The organism is Neobacillus sp. NPDC093182 (genome assembly GCF_044754045.1).
The window spans coordinates 323,759-339,733 of sequence record NZ_JBIVOI010000004.1 but is presented as its reverse complement, the minus strand read 5'-3'; the positions used below and the strand labels follow the sequence as shown (position 1 = coordinate 339,733).

Below are 15,975 nucleotides of genomic sequence, written 5' to 3'. Positions count from 1 at the left end.
TGTTACGTTGGCTTAGCTTTTATAAAAAGCTAAAAAATTGTTTGTTGACGTTCTTGTTTGTTTAGTTTTCAAGGAGCAATTTTTCTCATTCGCTCATAAGCGACTTTATTAATATATCATCTATTAAAATAAATGTCAACGTTTATTTGTTTTTATATTAAAGTGAAACTAGCGATCAACGCCGACTCAAATGATTATAGCAGGATCAACACTATCTATCAAGAGATAATTAGCAATTTGATAAATTAAATAAAAATAGGAACACCCAATTAGGTGTTCCTCCACTTATAACTTATTCTTCAGCAGTTGGATCAGAATCGACATCTTCAGAATCTAACTCGATTTCTGCGTTATCTTCTTCCGTTCCAGCTAATACTTCTGTGCCTTCTGCTCCTTCAGTATCATCCGATTCCGTTTCTTCTGAAACCTCTTCTTTTTCTACTTTAGCAACAGTTGCAACATAATCATGTTCATCGCCTTTAATACTAATTAATTTAACACCTTGAGTGTTTCGCCCCATAGTCGAAATGCCAGCTACATCGATACGAATGAGGACTCCGCCAGTAGTGATTAACATTAAGTCTTCTTCACCCGTTACAGCTCTTACAGAAACTAATGGGCCATTCTTTTCGGTGACGTGGCAAGTTTTAATACCTTTACCGCCTCTGCCTTGGATACGGTACTCCTCTGCCGGTGTACGCTTTCCATATCCGTTCTTAGTAACAATAAGGACGCTGCTATCTTCCTCAAGCACTTCCATACCAACTACCTCATCATCACTGTCTAAGGTAATCCCTTTTACTCCTGTTGCCGTTCTGCCCATAGAACGTACATCAGTTTCAGGGAAACGGATTAACATTCCCTTCTTCGTACCAATAATCATATGCTTCGTTCCATCGGTTAACCGGACTGAAATCAGTTCATCACCTTCACGGAGATTCAACGCAATTAGACCATTATTACGAATATGTGCGAATGATGTTAATGGTGAACGCTTAGAAATACCCTCTTTTGTCGTAAAGAATAGGTACCAGTCATCAACAAATTCCTCAATTGGAATGATGGCATTAACCCATTCTCCTTTTTCAATTCCAAGAAGGTTAATGATTGGAAGGCCTTTCGCCGTACGGCTGTATTCAGGAATTTCATAACCCTTTGAACGATAAACCTTCCCTTTATTCGTAAAGAAGAGAATCGTATCATGAGTCGATGTCGTGATTAAATGTTCAACAAAATCGTCCTCATTCGTGCCCATTCCTTGAATACCTCGACCGCCTCTTTTTTGCGCCCGGTACGTAGAGACAGGGAGACGTTTAATATAGCCATTATGCGTTAACGTAATAACAACATTTTCACGTGGGATGAGATCTTCATCTTCGATATTTTCAATTCCGCCTGTTACGATTTCCGTACGGCGTGTATCATTAAATCGCTCTTTAATCTCAGTTAATTCTTCACGGATGATTTCAAGAACCTTTTCTTCATCAGCTAAAATTGCTTTTAATTCAGCGATAAGCTTTACTAAGCTTTGATATTCTTCCTCAATTTTCTCCCTTTCTAAACCGGTTAAACGCTGCAAGCGCATATCCAGAATCGCTTGTGCTTGTTTATCAGAAAGGTTAAATTGCGTCATTAAACCCTCACGCGCAATATCTGTTGTCTGCGAGCTTCTAATTAAGCTTATGACGGCATCAAGATTATCCAAAGCAATTCTTAACCCATCTAAAATATGAGCACGTGCTTCTGCTTTACGCAATTCAAATTGTGTTCTTCTGCGAATAACGACTATTTGATGGTCTAAATAATGAACTAAACATTGTTTTAGGTTTAATACCTTTGGATGTCCATTTACAAGGGCTAATGTATTGATCCCAAAGCTGGTTTGCAGTGATGTTTGTTTATATAAGTTATTTAAAAGGACATTCGCATTTGCGTCTTTACGTACCTCAATAACAATTCGCATACCATTACGGTCAGATTCATCCCGTAAATCGGTAATGCCTTCTATTTTTTTATCACGATGTAATTCAGCAATTCTTTCAACCAATTTCGCTTTGTTTACTTGGTATGGTAATTCATTAACAATGATAACTTCTTTACCATTTGATTTTTGTTCAATTTCGACTTTTCCCCGTATGGTTATTGATCCTCTGCCTGTTTCATAGGCCTTACGGATACCGCTTCGGCCAATTATGATCCCTCCGGTTGGAAAGTCCGGTCCAGGAATAATCTCCATTAACTCTTGAATGGTGATTTCTGGATCACGAGTAACGGCTAACACGCCATCAATTACTTCACCAAGCTGGTGTGGTGCTATATTCGTAGCCATACCAACAGCAATACCCATAGAACCATTGACTAATAGGTTAGGAAATCTCGCTGGCAGAACAGATGGCTCCCTTTCCTCACCATCATAGTTATCCTGGAAATCAATTGTATCTTTGTTAATGTCTCTTAGTAATTCCATAGAAATTTTGGACATTCTAGATTCTGTATAACGCATTGCTGCTGCTGAATCACCATCTACTGAACCAAAGTTCCCATGGCCGTCAACAAGCATATAACGATAGTTAAAATCTTGCGCCATCCGTACCATTGTTTCATATACAGCTGAATCACCATGCGGGTGATATTTACCGATTACATCCCCAACGATACGAGCTGATTTTTTATATGGTTTATCTGCATGGATTCCAAGATCATGCATGGCGTATAAAATACGGCGATGAACTGGTTTTAAACCATCCCGAACATCTGGAAGGGCACGAGAAACAATAACACTCATTGCATAGTCAAGAAATGATGTTTTCATTTCTTGACTGATATTAATATCTTTCACTTGAGAATTTGGTGTTTCGGCCATATTAGTACCTCCTATTTTGGCGACGATCTGCCTTTAATCATCATCCACTGAGATCAAGATAAACGAAAAAAGGAGGATAGTGGTCACCCCTCTATCCCTTTTTGAAAAGCTGAAGCGCCTTGCATAAGGGGAAAAAGAAGTTCATTTTTCCCTAGGCGCTGAAGCAAGTCAAATCTATATATCTAAATTCTTTACGTATTGAGCATTTGCTTCAATGAAGTTACGACGCGGCTCTACCTTGTCGCCCATTAACATTTCAAATGTTTCATCTGCTTCAATGGCATCTTCCAGACTTACTTGAAGCATAGTTCGATTAGAAGGATCCATTGTCGTTTCCCATAATTGTTCAGGATTCATCTCTCCTAAACCTTTATAACGCTGGATATTAGGCTTCGGCTGGCTTGGGAGCTCGGCGAATATTTTTTCAAGCTCTTTGTCATCATAAGCATACCTAACCTTTTTTCCTTGCTGCACTTTATATAATGGCGGCTGTGCGATATATACATAGCCAGCTTCTAAAATTTTTCGAATATAACGGTAAAAGAAAGTCAACAATAGCGTACGAATATGAGCTCCATCAACGTCCGCGTCCGTCATAATGACTATTTTATGATATCTAGCTTTAGCAATATCAAAATCTTCTCCAATACCTGTTCCTATGGCTGTGATCATCGAGCGAACCTCATTATTTGAGAGGATTCGATCTAAACGAGCCTTCTCTACATTGAGGATTTTTCCTCTCAATGGCAGAATCGCTTGGAAATGGCGGTCACGGCCTTGTTTTGCTGAACCGCCTGCGGAATCACCCTCAACAATATACAGTTCGCTGATAGAAGGGTCCTTTGAAGAACAGTCAGCTAATTTCCCAGGTAAACTTGAAACCTCTAAAGCACTCTTTCGGCGTGTCAATTCTCTAGCTTTCTTTGCAGCAAGTCTTGCTCTGGCAGCCATTAATCCTTTTTCAACGATTTTTTTGGCTACTTGTGGATTTTCCAGTAAGAATTTTTCAAAGTGGTTTGAAAACAATGAATCCGTTATCGTTCTTACTTCAGAGTTTCCGAGCTTTGTTTTTGTTTGCCCTTCGAATTGCGGGTCTGGATGCTTAATTGAAACAATCGCAGTTAAGCCCTCACGAACATCTTCACCGGATAGATTCGTATCATTCTCTTTAATCAAACCGCTTTTTCTTGCATAATCGTTAATAACACGGGTTAAACCTGTTTTAAATCCAGATTCATGCGTTCCGCCTTCATAGGTGTGGATGTTATTCGCAAAGGAATAAATGCTGTCCGTATACCCCTCATTGTATTGAAGAGCTACTTCAACGCTAATGCCATCGCGTTCTCCCTCAATATAGATCGGTTCATCATGAATAACCTCTTTTGTACGGTTTAAATGCTCTACATACGATTTAATACCGCCTTCGTAGTAATATTCATTCTGTTTATTTTCCACACGGTTATCTTTAATCGTAATTTTTATTCCCCGATTTAAGAATGCAAGTTCACGCAGACGAGTTGCTAGAATATCATATTCGTATTCCAATGTTTCAGTAAAAATTTCGCCATCTGGTTTAAAGTGAGTAATCGTACCAGTTTTATCTGTTGTTCCAACAACCTCTAATTCTTGAACTACAGCTCCACGTTCAAACTTAATGGAGTAAATATTACCATCACGGTGTACCAAAACATCCAAATGTGTGGAGAGGGCGTTAACTACGGAGGCACCTACACCGTGCAGTCCGCCAGAAACCTTATATCCTCCGCCGCCAAATTTTCCTCCGGCATGAAGAACGGTCATAATAACTTCAACAGCAGGTCTGCCCATTTTTTCTTGAATTCCGACAGGTATACCACGTCCGTTATCTTTAACGGTTATACTGTTATCTTCTTCAATGATGACATTGATTTCGTCGCAATAACCTGCCAATGCCTCATCAATACTGTTATCTACAATTTCCCAAACAAGATGATGGAGACCTTTTCCACTAGTTGAACCAATGTACATACCAGGTCTTTTTCTTACAGCTTCCAGTCCTTCAAGAACCTGTATTTGATCCGCACCATATTCTTGTTCTGGGACTACTTTTTGTTCCATTGTCATATCGTTCACCCCGCACTTTCATTGAAAAAATCACTCTATTAACCTAAATGAAAAATAATAATATCAATATTCCTGCATTTCCTTTTGATTTGAACGTTTTTTTAATGTTCCAGAAGAAATTGGGGATAAATAAACCTTGTCATATGTAATTACGACAGATTTAAAGGGGTTTTTCGAAAGGTTAACAAGCTTTTCCTTATGCTGTTCTAAGAACTCTTCAACTAAATTTGAAGAATTTACGCACCCTTTATCAAGAATGGCGATGATATCCTTCGCCCTGATATTTAAATCTTCCCCGACATGAATATACACACTTCCCACCTCAATTAACCTTATTGATAACCCCAGACTCTACTTCAAAAGTTGAAGCTTCTTTTAATGTTTGATGATGGATCCCGTCCACACTGGTTGTCGTAACGAATGTTTGGACCTTCCCTTGGATGGTATTAAGCAAGTGTGATTGACGATAATCATCTAATTCCGATAAAACATCGTCAAGGAGTAAGATGGGATATTCGCGAATTTCTGAATGAATTAATTCAATTTCGGCAAGCTTAACAGAAAGTGCCGTTGTTCGTTGCTGACCTTGTGATCCAAATGTCGAAACATCCCGATCATTCACAAAAAACAACAAATCATCACGATGTGGCCCAAATAATGTTGTGCCACGTTCTATTTCCCTAATTCTAACTTTACTAAATTTTTCCTCAAAGCTTGCTTTCATTTTCGACAAATCTTGATCTTCTAATACATCAACCGATGGTTTATAGACAATTTCTAATGATTCCAGTCCTCTAGAAATGCCATTATGAATAGGCTTAGCCCAATTTTCAAGCAAATGTAGAAATTCAAACCTTTTCAAAACAATTTTTACAGCCATATCAATAAACTGCTCAGTAAGAATTTCAAGCATGGTTTGATCGGTTTGTTTTTTTATCTGCATCATTTTTAAAAAATGATTGCGCTGTTGAAGTATTTTTTGATATTGACTCATATCATGTAAATAAATGGGCGATACCTGCCCAATTTCCATATCAATAAACCGCCTTCTTACCTGCGGGCTGCCTTTTACTAAATTTAAATCCTCCGGTGCGAACATGACCACGTTCATGTTCCCGACATATTGGCTTAATTTCTGCTGCTCTATATGATTGCATTTAGCCTTTTTCCCTTTTTTAGAAATGACTAATTGCATTGGCAAAGAGCTGTGGTGTTTTTGAACCCTGCCCTCTATTTTAGCATATTCCTGGTCCCAGCGAATAAGATCTTTATCATTTGATGTTCGATGAGACTTGGCCATTGCTAAAACATAGATGGATTCCATTACATTTGTTTTACCCTGAGCGTTTTCCCCAAGGATCACATTGACTTTATTTTCAAATTCAACTGACAGGCTCTGATAATTTCGATAATCCCTCAGTGCTAATTGTTCAATATACATGAAAACGACACAACCTTTAGTTACTCGTAATCAAAAACTCTCCAAAGCCAGGAATTTTAACTTTATCTCCTGCTCGAAGCTTTCTTCCTCTTCTTTGATCTTGTTCGCCATTAATAAAAATATCGTTTTCACTTAAAAACCATTTTGCCATTCCACCAGATTGGATGACGTCAGCTAATTTAAGAAATTGTCCTAACGTAATAAATTCTGTATTTAGCTTTATTTCTTCAGGCAATGTTTATCACTCATTTCTAAAATGGTCTCAATACTTTATTTTACTAAAAAACAAAAAATAAAGAAAGTCACCAAAAAACATGGTGACTATTCGTGAGGTTTATCCTAGTAAGTTCTTACAGGTAAAATCAGCTGCAGTGTGGTTTCATCATGCAGGGGTTTGATAACGAACGGGCGCATTGCACCAGTAAAACTTACTCTAATATCTGTACCTTCAAGTGCTTTTAGGGCGTCCATCATATATTTTGCACTAAAAGAAATCTTTAACTCTTCTCCATCAATGGATTGACTTTGAATCTCTTCGACGACTTTACCGACCTCAGGTGTGTTAGAGGAGATTTCAATTACTCCGCCATCAATTGTTGAAAGTTTGACAACATTATTTCTGCCTTCACGGGCAAGCAGGGAGGCACGATCAATGGCATGCAGGAATTCCTTTGTATTCACAATAATATCTGTTTTGCTTTCGCTAGGAATCAATCTAGAAGTGTCAGGATAATTTCCTTCTAACAATCTTGAGAAAAATAATAAATGCTTCGCTTTAAACAAAATTTGGTTTTCTGTGATAACGATATCTATTAATTCGTTCGAATCGTCTATGATTTTACTTAGTTCATTCAAGCTCTTGCCTGGAATAACGACATTGTAGCTTTCGTTATTTTCAATTTCTATCTTTGCCTTTCTTAATGCCAGACGATGGCTATCTGTTGCAATACAGTTTAGTTCGCCATTTTCAATCTTCCAGTTTACACCTGTCAAGATGGGACGTGTTTCTGAAGTGGATACTGCAAAAAAGGTTTGGCGGATCATCATTTTTAGAAGATCCGTTGCAATATGAAATTTATTATTTTCTTCTATTTGCGGCAGGTGAGGGTACTCTTCTGCATCAAGGCCGTTTAGATTAAATTCGGATTTCCCTGAGCGAATAACGGTTTGTAATGACCCTAGTACCTCAATTTCAACAGAATCTGTAGGTAATTTCTTTACAATTTCACTAAAAAACTTTGCTTGAAGGACGATCGAACCAGCTTGTTTGATTTCGACAATTTCATCTCCGTCTTCCTCTTTTGGGATGAATGATTCAATCGAAATATCGGAATCACTTCCTGTTAATGTTACTCCCTCGCTGCTAGCTGTTATTTTGATCCCCGTTAAAATTGGGATGGTCGTTCTCGAGGTGACAGCCTTCATAACATCTTGGACACTTTGAACAAGACGATCCCGTTGGATGATAAATCTCATTTCATAATCCTCCCAGCAATTTTTTATTCTTAGTACGCATAAATGAAATTTCTTGAACATATAATAATAAGTTTTTTAAATAAAAAAACAGTAGAAGTACTAGTAGGGCCTGTTAGTATGTGGATAACCTATTTTTTACAATGGAAACACAGTCTATCCACATGTGGACAGACTGTGCATAAACTAGTCCAAGTTATTCACAGTTGCCTTAAACCTTCAACAACTCATTTAGCTCTTTCATTTGCTTCTGCAGCTGAAGATCAGATTGCAATAGCTTAGAAATCTTTTCGTGAGCATGAATGACAGTCGTATGATCACGTCCTCCAAACTCTTCTCCTATCTTTGGCAAAGAATAATCCGTTAATTCCCGTGATAAGTACATCGCAATTTGTCTTGGGAAAGCTACAGATTTCGTGCGCTTTTTCGCTTTAAAATCCTCTAGTTTGACACTAAAGTGCTCACCAACAGTCCTCTGAATATCAAGGATGGTAATGACTTTGGGCTTTGAGCTTGGGATGATATCCTTTAATGCTTCTGAAGCTAAATCGGCGTTAATATCTTTATTGATTAAGGAAGAATAGGCAACCACGCGGATTAATGCTCCCTCAAGCTCTCTGATATTTGTATCAATTTGGTTAGCGATATAGAGCATAACCTCATTTGGTATATCCAATCCTTCAGCCTTAGCTTTTTTCCGAAGAATCGCAATTCTTGTTTCTAAATCTGGAGGAGTAATATCTGTGATTAATCCCCATTCAAATCGTGAACGCAGTCGGTCTTCAAGTGTTGGAATTTCCCTAGGCGGACGGTCACTTGAAATAACGATTTGTTTGCTTTCTTCATGAAGAGTATTAAAAGTATGAAAAAATTCCTCTTGTGTTGATTCTTTTCCAGCTAAGAACTGAATATCATCAATTAGTAACACATCAACGTTTCGATACTTATTGCGGAATTCGACAGCCTTATTGTCACGAATAGAATTAATAAATTCGTTGGTGAATTTTTCTGATGACAAATAAACTACCTTAGCGTTTGGTTTATGTTCTAACACATAATGACCAATCGCATGCATTAAGTGTGTTTTTCCTAAACCGACGCCCCCATAAATAAATAAGGGATTGTATGCTTTTGCAGGTGCTTCGGCTACAGCCAGGGATGCTGCGTGAGCAAACCGGTTGCCCGAACCAATAACAAACGTATCAAAAAGATACTTTGGATTTAAAATATTTGCCGGAAAATCATGTTGATCTTCCTCTTTTTTGGCCTTTTTAGCTGGCAATAGTAAGTCAGGGTCTTCCTCTTTTTGATTTTGCGGAATAATGAACTTAACAGATAGCTCTTCTCCAGTAATTTCATACAGGATACCTGCAATTAACTGGGAGTAGCGCTCCTCGAGCCAATCACGTGCAAATTCATTTGGAGCAGTGATCACAAGTAGATTGCCTTGAAGGGAATGGGCCTTTGTGGACTTCAGCCAAGTGTCAAAACTAGGCTTGCTAATCTTCTTCTCGATATTGGCTAGAGCAGCATTCCAAAGATCCGCAATATTCTCCAACGGTTGTCCCTCCTTTTTTTATCTATCTATTATTCAAATGCATTTTGCAGGTTCGTTTCTGTCTAAACTCCATATATAGAGATATTTTTTCACAAAGAGTTGTGAAGTATCCTCGATGCTACCTCATAACAAATTCGGCAATAGTTCCGTGAAAAAACAACGTTATACAAGCTGTACAACCTACTAATTTATAAATATACGAAACAATGGTTGTGGAAAAACATATTATAGGAAATAAAGTGGAGTTTCGACAATATCCACGGCTTGTGGACAAGTTTCTGCAGTATGCTAGAATAACTTGTCCACACCTTATCCACAATTTGTGGATAACACATTTTAGAGACGAAGTTATTCAGAGTGAAAACACAAATATAATATCAGATAAAAGGCAGGTGCGCAATGCCTTTTCGCCGTTTATCCACAACTGTAACAATATGTGATTAAAACTTGTCCACAAGTAGTGTGTCCTGTGCAAAAACTGTCAATATCTTGTGAAACGACGAAAAAAAAGTCGAAAAAAATATCCACAGGCAGGTTTTCAAAAAAAAGATTGCATTAAAAATCTTTGGCGGCTGAAAATGGATCTTGGCGCAAAAATTTTTGGAACTGGGGAACAATATTTTAGTGGTGGTTGACAATATTGGGGTCCGTCTTTATAATAAGTTAGACTGTCTTTAACAGCTATTCCTCAGGGAGGTGTCATATATGAAAAGAACATATCAACCAAATAAACGTAAACATAGTAAAGTTCACGGTTTCCGCAGTCGTATGAGCAGCGCAAACGGACGTAAAGTTCTAGCACGCCGTCGCCAAAAAGGAAGAAAAGTATTATCAGCTTAGGCCACTGAAACATCAGTGGTCTTTTTTCTAATAATTGTGATGAAGTACACTTTTGATCTGCCCGAATGTTGACTGGAGTGGAAATCAACATTCACCTTTAACACAGCAGATATAACATATCTTTCTAATGTAGATGGAAGGTGTTTTCTATGAAGAAAGAATTACGGGTAAAGAAGAATAAAGAATTCCAAGAAGCATTTCAAAAGGGACAATCCTTTGCTAATCGACAATTTGTTGTCTATAGTCTGTCGAAAGAAGGCCAGGAGGATTTTCGCATTGGTCTATCTGTCAGTAAAAAGATAGGAAATGCTGTAATGAGAAATCAGATTAAACGATACATAAGACAAGCTGTTTTTGAACTATCAGATCAAATTGTTCCAGGGAACGATTACGTCATTATTGCTAGAAAACCTGTTGCGGATATGGACTTTTTTGAAGTGAAAAAGAGTTTAACCCATGTCTTTAAAGTTGGTAAGGTTTTCAAGCGGAGGTAGTTTGTTAAAATAATGTTGTATTCGTTATAAAAATTAAGAAGCAAATTATTCTAAAAGATGGTAAAATACCTATGAAATATACCTACTCTCTATTTTTAAAAAAAGGTATTCATACCAGGTATTCATACCTAAATAATATATATATTGTTCAAGGAGGAAAATTCGGTTGAAAAAACGAATATCACTTTTGATTGGCATAGTTTCTGTATTTTTGTTCTTAACAGGCTGTACAGAAATTAATAAGCCAATAAGTGCCGAAAGTACAGGGTTTTGGAACGAGTACATTGTCTATCCGCTTTCCTGGATCATTGTCAAAGGTGCAGAAATACTTGGCGGAAGCTTTGGATTATCACTAATTGTGGTTACGATACTGATTCGATTAGCGATATTGCCGCTTATGATTAAGCAGACAAGAAGCTCGAAAGCAATGCAGGCGCTGCAGCCAGAAATGAAGGCGCTTCGAGAAAAATACAGCTCTAAGGATCAGAAGACACAGCAAAAATTACAGCAAGAAACAATGGCACTTTTTCAAAAGCACGGAGTTAATCCGATGGCTGGGTGTTTCCCATTAATCGTCCAAATGCCTATCCTAATTGGCTTTTACCACGCGATTTCAAGAACAAGAGAAATTGCGGATCATAGCTTCCTTTGGTTTGACCTTGGAGATAAGGACCCATTCTATCTTCTGCCAATTATTGCAGGTATCACAACGTTTATTCAGCAAAAAATGATGATGGCTGGTCAAGAGCATAATCCGCAAATGGCGATGATGCTTTGGATGATGCCAATCATGATTGTCATTTTTGCCTTTAGTTTCCCAGCAGCCCTTTCCTTGTATTGGGTAGTAGGTAATATTTTTATGATCGTACAAACCTATTTCATTAAAGGACCGGACTTGAAAAAAGCGCAAGAATCCGGTAAAGCGGGAGGAGCAAAAAAGTGAAACAAGTAACTGCTACCGGACAAACAGTCGAAGAAGCAGTGGAATCAGCTTTAGCTCAGTTAAATACAACAAAAGACCGCACAGATGTAGCTATAATTGATGAAGGTAAAAAGGGTATTTTTGGGATTTTTGGTTCACGCCCTGCTGTCGTTAAGGTTACGGTTATCATTGATCCAATTGAAGAGGCTAAAAAATTTCTGCTTCAAGTTAGTGAACAAATGGGAGCTCCTATCGATATCGAAATTAAACGTGATGGAAAACAAGTTCTCTTTGTTATGACTGGTGAAAAAATTGCTCTTTTAATTGGAAAAAGAGGACAAACGTTAAATTCGCTGCAATATTTAACACAGCTAATTATTAATCGTTTTTCTAATCAATACTTAACGGTTATTTTGGATGCGGAGGACTACCGGAATCGAAGAAATGATACGCTGATCCAGTTAGCCCATCGACTTGCCTTAAAGGCTGTAAAAACTGGCAAGGATGTTGCGTTGGAGCCAATGCCTTCTTACGAGCGTAAAGTCATTCACACAGCTTTATCTGACAATAAACGCGTGAAAACTTTTTCTGATGGTTCAGATCCACATCGGCATATCGTGATTTCACCCGTTAAATAGAATGAGTTAAAGACATCCTTTTCGAAGGATGTCTTTTTTTTGCGTTGTCGAAATTTACATTTAAAAAGCACTTGTTTATAACAATTATATGAAATCTCTTGTTTTATTGTTATTCACATGTGGATAAGTTAAAATAATAGGTAGACATTTTTCAGGTTGTGGATAAATCAACGCTGAGATTTCTGGTTTTTCAGAGAAGACCAGATGTGGTATTCTAATAATTTGGAGTAAAAATATTTCATTTTTATATAGATTAATTTTATAAAGAGTGGTGAAAGTAATGGAATTCGATACGATAGCTGCCATATCGACACCGATGGGTGAGGGAGCCATTGCAATTATAAGGTTGAGCGGCGATGATTCCATTAAAATCGCTGATCAAATTTTTCGAAGCATCGGCGGTAAAAGGTTAACAGAGGTTCCAACCCATACAATCCATTATGGTCATTTAATTGATCCTAAGACGGAGCAAGTAATTGAGGAAGTAATGGTATCAATTATGAAGGGACCAAAAACTTTTACGAAAGAGGATGTAGTTGAAATAAATTGTCACGGCGGGATTGTTTCTGTGAATCGGGTCTTGCAGCATGTACTGGCCTATGGCGCTAGACTGGCTGAACCAGGTGAATTTACAAAACGGGCGTTTTTAAATGGCCGGATTGATTTATCTCAAGCAGAAGCAGTAATGGATTTAATCAGAGCCAAAACGGATCGTGCGATGAATGTGGCCTTAGGACAAATGGAAGGTCGGTTATCAAAGTTAATCAGGGGCTTGCGTCAGGAAATTTTAGAAATACTTGCGCATGTCGAAGTAAATATAGATTATCCTGAATATGACGATGTTGAAGAAATGACACATAATATGTTGTTAGAAAAAGCCATCTATGTTCGAGATGAGTTAAAAAAACTATTGCAAACCTCTCAGCAAGGAAAAATCTTGCGTGAAGGCCTTTCTACAGTAATCGTTGGGCGCCCAAACGTCGGAAAGTCATCGTTATTAAATAGTCTGGTTCAAGAAAATAAAGCAATTGTCACTGATATTCCTGGGACAACCCGTGATGTCATTGAGGAGTATGTCAATGTTCGCGGTGTACCGCTAAGACTATTAGATACTGCGGGTATAAGAGAAACGGAAGATATAGTTGAACGGATTGGAGTAGAAAAGTCTAGACAAGTATTAAAAGAAGCAGATTTAATATTGTTAGTGCTTAATTACGCTGATCAATTTACAAAAGAGGATGAAAATCTTTTTGAAGCTGTAAAAGGGATGGATGTTATTGTCATCGTTAATAAGACAGACCTCACGCAGCAAATTGATATGGAGCGTGTAAAGGAGCTGGCAAGAAAGCATAAAATCGTCACGACCTCATTATTGGAGGACCGCGGGGTTGATGAGCTCGAAGAAGCTATATCATCCTTGTTCTTTGAAGGGTCGATTGACGCTGGAGATATGACATATCTATCTAACAGCCGCCACATTGCTTTGATCGGACAAAGTCTGCACACAATAGAAGAAGCGATTAATGGAGTAGAAATGGGAACGCCCATTGATATCGTTCAAATAGATGTTACAAGAACATGGGAGATTCTTGGGGAAATTATCGGTGATAGTGTTCATGAAAGCCTAATTGACCAGTTATTTTCACAGTTCTGTTTAGGAAAATAAAATAAGCGTATGCACCTAGATGGCTGGGTGTTGAAGTAAAGCAATAGAGTTAGACAAGAGGAGGAAAGAGATGTCATACGAAGCAGGTAATTTTGACGTTGTGATCATTGGTGCCGGTCATGCAGGCTGTGAGGCAGGCCTCGCGGCGGCACGTATGGGTGCTAAAACACTAATGATCACCATTAACCTCGATATGGTTGCCTTTATGCCATGTAATCCATCAATCGGCGGACCGGCAAAAGGAATTGTTGTCCGGGAAATAGATGCACTTGGCGGCGAAATGGGCAGAAATATCGATAAAACATATATTCAAATGAGAATGTTGAATACGGGGAAGGGTCCCGCAGTGCGTGCCTTGCGTGCCCAAGCAGATAAAGTTGACTACCAGTACGAAATGAAAAGAACAATAGAAGAAACACCAAACCTGACACTTCTTCAAGGAATGGTTGAAAGACTAATTGTTGAGGACGGAATCTGTGTTGGGGTTATAACAAAAACAGGTGCGATTTACCGTGCCAAAACAGTTGTAATCACGACTGGTACCTATCTTCGTGGAGAAATTATCCTCGGAGAATTGAAATATTCAAGTGGTCCAAATAACCAGCAGCCATCTATTAAGTTATCGGAGCATTTAGAGGAACTTGGATTTGAATTGGTTCGTTTTAAGACAGGAACTCCGCCGCGCGTTAATAGTCATACGATTGATTACAGTAAAACGGAGATTCAGCCTGGGGATGAAGTTCCGAGAGCTTTCTCATATGAAACAACTAAGTATATTACTGACCAGCTTCCATGCTGGCTGACGTATACAAATGAACAAACACATACGTTAATTGATCAAAACCTTCATCGTTCACCGATGTATTCAGGAATGATTAAAGGAACAGGTCCGCGTTACTGTCCATCCATCGAAGATAAAGTGGTCCGTTTTAATGATAAGCCGCGCCACCAAATCTTCCTCGAGCCTGAAGGCAGAAAAACGCAAGAGGTTTATGTTCAGGGCCTATCGACCAGTTTGCCTGAAGATGTTCAGCAGCAAATCCTTAAAACCATTCCAGGGTTAGAAAATGTTCAAATGATGAGATCTGGATATGCAATAGAGTATGATGCGATTAACCCAACGCAGCTTTGGCCGACACTTGAAACAAAGGTAGTAAAAAACCTCTTTACTGCTGGTCAAATTAATGGAACTTCAGGATATGAAGAAGCAGCGGGACAAGGAATTATGGCTGGAATCAATGCGGGTCTAAGTGCACTTGGAAAAGAGCCATTAATCCTAAGTCGTTCTGATGCCTATATTGGCGTGTTAATTGATGATTTAATTACAAAAGGAACAAATGAACCGTATCGTCTGCTAACTTCCAGAGCCGAATATCGTCTTCTTTTACGCCATGATAATGCAGATTTACGATTAACCGATATTGGTTATTCTATCGGCCTTATACCTGAAGAACGTTATCAAAGATTTTTAGCTAAAAAAGAGGCAGTTGAAGCAGAAAAGGAAAGACTTTCATCAATCCGATTAAAACCTTCAACAGAAGTTCAGGAGCTTATCCGGAGTACTGGCGGCAGTGAGCTTAAGGATGGAATTCTTGCCGCAGATTTATTGAAGCGTCCCGAAATGACCTATGAACACATCGAAAGTCTAGCACCTAGTGAGATGGAATTAGATCAAGATATAAAAGAACAGGTTGAAATTCAAGTTAAATATGAAGGCTATATTGAAAAATCACTTCAGCAGGTTGAACGCTTAAAGAAAATGGAAAATAAAAAAATTCCTGAGAATATTGACTATGATGCGATAGCAAGTCTTGCAACGGAAGCAAAGCAAAAGTTAAAACAAATCAAACCGTTATCTCTTGCCCAAGCTTCTAGAATCTCTGGTGTAAATCCATCCGATATATCGATTCTTCTTGTGTATTTGGAACAAGGTAAAGTGTCTCGAACAAGTAATTTATAATTTTTACAAAAAGAGGA

At 38.3% G+C, this 15,975-nt stretch carries 13 protein-coding genes; 6 read left to right on the top strand and 7 right to left on the bottom strand.

Features of this window, described 5'->3' with window-relative positions:
- Positions 1–292 precede the first annotated feature (292 nt).
- The 7 genes from gyrA to dnaA all read right to left on the bottom strand — a co-directional run bounded on the left by gyrA (position 293) and on the right by dnaA (position 9,438).
- A complete protein-coding gene (gene gyrA, locus ACIQAA_RS10725; RefSeq protein ID WP_402618704.1) occupies positions 293–2,863 on the bottom strand; it encodes a DNA gyrase subunit A in 2,571 nt (856 codons plus the stop codon).
- Between the two features lie 174 nt (positions 2,864–3,037).
- On the bottom strand, positions 3,038–4,960 hold the full coding sequence (gyrB, locus tag ACIQAA_RS10720) for a DNA topoisomerase (ATP-hydrolyzing) subunit B (protein WP_402618746.1): 1,923 nt from the start codon (positions 4,958–4,960) through the stop codon (positions 3,038–3,040).
- Between the two features lie 69 nt (positions 4,961–5,029).
- Positions 5,030–5,278, bottom strand: a complete 249-nt coding sequence (gene remB / locus ACIQAA_RS10715) for an extracellular matrix regulator RemB (RefSeq protein ID WP_063255145.1) — start codon at positions 5,276–5,278, stop codon at positions 5,030–5,032.
- A gap of 10 nt (positions 5,279–5,288) precedes the next feature.
- A complete protein-coding gene (gene recF, locus ACIQAA_RS10710; protein WP_402618700.1) occupies positions 5,289–6,407 on the bottom strand; it encodes a DNA replication/repair protein RecF in 1,119 nt (372 codons plus the stop codon).
- Positions 6,408–6,423: 16 nt separating this feature from the next.
- On the bottom strand, positions 6,424–6,642 hold the full coding sequence (gene yaaA / locus ACIQAA_RS10705) for a S4 domain-containing protein YaaA (RefSeq protein ID WP_402618698.1): 219 nt from the start codon (positions 6,640–6,642) through the stop codon (positions 6,424–6,426).
- 104 nt (positions 6,643–6,746) lie between these two features.
- Positions 6,747–7,883, bottom strand: a complete 1,137-nt coding sequence (gene dnaN, locus ACIQAA_RS10700; RefSeq protein WP_402618696.1) for a DNA polymerase III subunit beta — start codon at positions 7,881–7,883, stop codon at positions 6,747–6,749.
- A 208-nt stretch (positions 7,884–8,091) separates the two neighbouring features.
- Positions 8,092–9,438, bottom strand: a complete 1,347-nt coding sequence (gene dnaA, locus ACIQAA_RS10695; RefSeq protein ID WP_402618693.1) for a chromosomal replication initiator protein DnaA — start codon at positions 9,436–9,438, stop codon at positions 8,092–8,094.
- A gap of 705 nt (positions 9,439–10,143) precedes the next feature.
- Here dnaA and rpmH point away from each other — a divergent pair.
- The 6 genes from rpmH (at position 10,144) to mnmG (ending at position 15,958) form a co-directional block, all read left to right on the top strand.
- A complete protein-coding gene (rpmH, locus tag ACIQAA_RS10690; RefSeq protein ID WP_063255153.1) occupies positions 10,144–10,278 on the top strand; it encodes a 50S ribosomal protein L34 in 135 nt (44 codons plus the stop codon).
- A 149-nt stretch (positions 10,279–10,427) separates the two neighbouring features.
- A complete protein-coding gene (gene rnpA / locus ACIQAA_RS10685) occupies positions 10,428–10,772 on the top strand; it encodes a ribonuclease P protein component (protein ID WP_402618689.1) in 345 nt (114 codons plus the stop codon).
- A gap of 166 nt (positions 10,773–10,938) precedes the next feature.
- Positions 10,939–11,715: a YidC family membrane integrase SpoIIIJ gene (gene spoIIIJ, locus ACIQAA_RS10680; protein WP_402618687.1), complete on the top strand. Its 777-nt coding sequence runs from the start codon at positions 10,939–10,941 to the stop codon at positions 11,713–11,715.
- Complete coding sequence (gene jag, locus ACIQAA_RS10675) at positions 11,712–12,332, top strand: RNA-binding cell elongation regulator Jag/EloR (protein WP_402618684.1); 621 nt, start codon at positions 11,712–11,714, stop codon at positions 12,330–12,332. Before spoIIIJ ends, jag begins: the two co-directional genes overlap by 4 nt.
- Positions 12,333–12,612: 280 nt before the next feature.
- Positions 12,613–13,998, top strand: a complete 1,386-nt coding sequence (gene mnmE, locus ACIQAA_RS10670; RefSeq protein ID WP_402618681.1) for a tRNA uridine-5-carboxymethylaminomethyl(34) synthesis GTPase MnmE — start codon at positions 12,613–12,615, stop codon at positions 13,996–13,998.
- A gap of 70 nt (positions 13,999–14,068) precedes the next feature.
- Positions 14,069–15,958, top strand: coding sequence for a tRNA uridine-5-carboxymethylaminomethyl(34) synthesis enzyme MnmG (gene mnmG, locus ACIQAA_RS10665; protein WP_402618679.1), 1,890 nt, complete (start codon positions 14,069–14,071; stop codon positions 15,956–15,958).
- The last annotated feature ends 17 nt before the right edge of the window (positions 15,959–15,975 follow it).